Annotated in this window: 1 protein-coding gene; it reads right to left on the reverse strand. The window is 73.1% G+C overall.

The annotated features are described in order from the left end of the window. Nucleotides 1-87: 87 nt before the first annotated feature. Nucleotides 88-3,999 (reverse strand): beta-ketoacyl synthase N-terminal-like domain-containing protein (locus QH283_RS06955; RefSeq protein ID WP_280502189.1); only part of this gene is annotated, 3,912 nt, incomplete at its 5' end.

Consider the following 3,999-nt stretch of genomic DNA (forward strand, 5'->3'; position numbering starts at 1 on the left):
CCCCCCCCCCCCCCCCCCCCCCCCCCCGCCCCGTGTCCTCGCTATCGGTGCCGGCCACCGCCCGGCGCCGGTTCACTCAGCGGCGGTTCACTCAGCGGCGAGCTGCCGCACCGCCTCCGCGCCGGTGCCGCAGCCGCGGCCGTCGACCCGGTAGGCGCCGTCCGCGCCGAGACGGGCCTGCTCGGACAGCAGCATGTCCGCCTCGAGCTGACGCGAACGGCTCGCGGGCGTGCCGTCACCGCCCAGCCGCCGGTCCGCGGGCCGCTCGTAGAGGGCCGCGCCGCCGCACATGGCCTCGGCGATGCGCTGGCGACCGGCCAGCTGCCGCTGCTCGGCCCTGCGCTGGTACTCCTCGCGCCTGCCCGCCTCGACCGCCTGGACGAAGGCCTGCGGGTGCACGATCGCCACCAGCCCGGACACGTGGCCGAAGCCGAGTGAGGTGACCAGACCGGCCTTGAGCGGGAAGCGCTCGCCGAAGCGCAGCGTCTCGCGCGGCCACACCAGGTGCGGGTAGGACTTCATCTTCTCGTCGACGCAGTCCAGGCTCCGGTTCGGCGGCACGACGCCGTTCTCCAGCACCTGGCACAGGCCGATGATCTGGAAGGCCGCCGCGCCGCCCTTGGCGTGTCCGGTCAGCGACTTCTGCGAGATCACGAACAGCGGCGCGCCCTCGGAGCGGCCGACCGCGGCGGCGAGCCGCTCGTGCAGCTCCGACTCGTTCGGGTCGTTGGCCGCGGTCGAGGTGTCGTGCTTGGAGATCACCGCGATCTCGTCCGGCGAGACGCCGAGCTTGCGCAGTTCCGCCGCCAGGCGGGACTCGCGGCCACCGCGGCCCGCGCCGAGCGCGCCGAGGCCGGGCGCCGGGATCGAGGTGTGCACGCCGTCGGCATAGGACTGGGCGAAGGCGACAACGCCGAGCACCGGCAGACCCATCTCCAACGCCACCGAGCCGCGGGCCAGCAGCACGGTGCCGCCACCCTGCGATTCCACGAACCCGCCGCGACGACGGTCGTTGGCGCGGGAGAAGTAGCGGTCGCTGATGCCCTTGGCGCTCATGGCTGCCGAGTCCGCGGTCGCCGACATGTCGCCGAAGCCGACGATGCCTTCGATGCCGAGGTCGTCGAAGCCGCCTGCGACCACCACGTCGGCCTTGCCGAGGCGGATCTTGTCCACACCCTCCTCGACCGAGACCGCCGCCGTGGCGCATGCCGCCACCGGATGCACCATCGCGCCGTAGCTGCCCACGTAGGACTGCACCACGTGTGCCAGCGCCACGTTCGGCAGCGCCTCCTGCAGGATGTCGTTCGGGCGCGGCTCGCCGAGCAGGTTGTCGACGTAGAGCGAGCGCATCGAGGACATGCCGCCCATGCCGGTGCCCTGGGTGTTGGCCACCAGGCTCGGGTGCACCCAGCTCATCAGTTCGGCCGGGTCGAAACCGGAGCCGACGAAGGCGTCCACGGTGCAAGCGATGTTCCACAGCGCGACCCGGTCCACCGAGCTCGCCATGTCCGCCGAGATGCCCCACACGGTCGGATCCCAGCCGGTCGGGATCTGGCCGCCGACCGTGCGGGACAGCTTGGCCTTGCGCGGCACCCGGATCTCGGTACCCGCCTTCCGAGTGACCTGCCAGTCGCCGGAGCCCTCGACCGGCGAGATGACGGTGTGCTCGGGGTCGGCCTCGGCGAAGGCGCGCGCCTCGGCCTCGCCGCCGACCGTGAAGGTCAGGTCGCGGTCGAGGAACACCGAGGTCATCAGCGGCGCGGTGTTGTCCACCATGGCCTCGTCGTCCTCGTAGCGGCGGACGCCGCAGCGGGCGACCACGGTGTCGTGGTAGCGCTCGGCCAGTTCGTGCTCGGGCACGTAGTCACCGGATTCGGTGTCGTACCAGCCCGGCTTCGGGTCGTTCTCCCAGCGGACCAGACCGGTGGTCCAGGCCAGTTCGAGCACGCCCGCGGCGGACAGCTCGTCGGAGACCTCCAGCTCGAAGCGGGTGCGCGAGGAGCCGCAGGGGCCGAGCTCGGCGGCGCCGACGATGACGACCATGTCGTCGAGATCGGCGGTGACCTCACCCCACTCCGGCACCGGCAGCGCGGAGGTGACCGTCGGCGGCGCGGGCAGCGCCGGGATGGTCGCCTCGGCGGCGGAATCGTCCGCGGCCGCCGCGTGCTCCGCGTCCTGCCGAGCCTGCTCGGCCAGCGCGGGCAGGTCCAGCTTGGCCATGGCCAGCCCGCCGGTCAGGTCGATCTGCTGCGGGCCGGACGCGGTGACCGAACGGGCCCGCTCGGTGCACCACTTGAGCAGCTCGTCGGCCATCTCGGTGGTCGACCAGGTCTGCACGCCCGCCTTCTCCACGGCCGCGACCATCGGGTCGTTGTGGCCCATCAGGCCGGTGCCACGCACCCAGCCGATCAGCGCGTGCACCAGGGTGACCCGCTGCGACCAGGACTTCTCGGCCCGCCACTTGGCGACCACCGCGTCCAGGGCGGCCTTGGACTCGCCGTAGGCGCCGTCGCCGCCGAACAGACCGCGGTTGGGCGAACCGGGCAGCACCACATGCAGTTTCGCGTCCACATCGTGGTCGGCGCCGAGCATCGACAGCCCGCCGATCAGGCGCTCGACCGACCACAGCAGCACCCGCATCTCCATCTCGGCGCGCGCACCGGCGTCGGCGAGATCGCCGGCCACCCGCGGCGCCGCGAACGGCAGCAGCAGGGTCGGGGTCATGGCGTCCTTGATCTTGATCTTGGCGCCGCCCGCGTTGTCGACCTGTTCGCTGCCGACCCACTCGATCAAGGCGTCGATGTCGGCGTAGGAGGCCATGTTCGCGGGGACGACCCACAGCGCCGCCCCCGCCCTGGCGTTCTCGCGGTAGAGCTGCTTGTAGAAGCCGAGGCGCTCGTCGTTCAGGCCGGAGGTGGTGGCGATGACGGTCGCGCCGCCCGCCAGCAGCCTGCCGGTCACCGCGGCGGCGATGGAACCCTTGCTGGCGCCGGTGATCACGGCGATGTCGGACGACCACCGGCCGGGGGCCTCGGTCTCCAGCGCGGCTTCGGCGATGCGCTCGTACAGGCCCGCCAGCACCGAACGAGCCTGCTTCTTGGCCCGCTCACGCCACCAGCCCGCCTGCGCGGCAACGGCTCCGCCCGCGCCGGTGAATCCGGCGACCGGATGGTCGGCGGCCTCGGCGTCGTCGATCAGCCACAGCCGGGCCAGATCCTCGCGGGCGGTGGCCCAGCGGTCGTCGATCAGCACCGCCTTGCGGGCGTCGAAGGCCGGGGCGACCAGGCGCGGCCAGTCCGAGCCGAGCTCGGCCGAGACCAGGTCGACCAGCGAGTCGTCGGTGGCCTCCGGGGCCGAGACGCGGTCGCCGAGGCCGAGATGCTCGAGGATGACCTTGGCCGCCGAGGCGAGCACGCCGTCGGGACCGGTGATCTGCTCGGTGAACTCGCCCAGCGCGGCCGCGTCCACGGTGGCGCCCGCACCGCCGCCGCTGGAGGGCAGCGAGACGCTGATCCCACGGCGGGCGGCCACGGCCTGCACCGCGGCGTCGATGGCCGCGTCCACCGACGCGCCGTCGGTGAGCGGGCCGGACACCAGCCCACCCAGCTCGCCGCCGCGCACGCTGGCGCCCTCGCGGGTGCCGAGCGAGACCTCGGCGGTCACATGGCTGGCCCAGCCGTCGCCCAGCTCCCAGACCTTCTTGACGCGCTCGGCGACGGCCGCGGGCCGCTTGCCGGACGGGCCGAAAACCTTGCGCAGGTGGTCGTTGATGGAGTCCGACAGCACCGAGCCGAACGGCTTGTAGGTGCGGGCAAGCCGGTCGACGGTGGCCGCCAGCGCGCCCATGTCGGCATCGGCCGCGCCGTCGATGGCGCCCAGCGACAGTTCGGCGCCGAGGTCGACCAGCAGCTGGTTGCGACGCGAGGACACGCCGTCGCACAGGCCCTCGATGGTGTCCACCGGGCCGATCTGGTCCAGCCGCAGCTTGGTCCACAGCGC

Origin of the sequence: Nocardia farcinica, assembly GCF_029867845.1 — a bacterium.
GTDB classification, from domain to species: Bacteria; Actinomycetota; Actinomycetes; order Mycobacteriales; family Mycobacteriaceae; genus Nocardia; species Nocardia farcinica_A.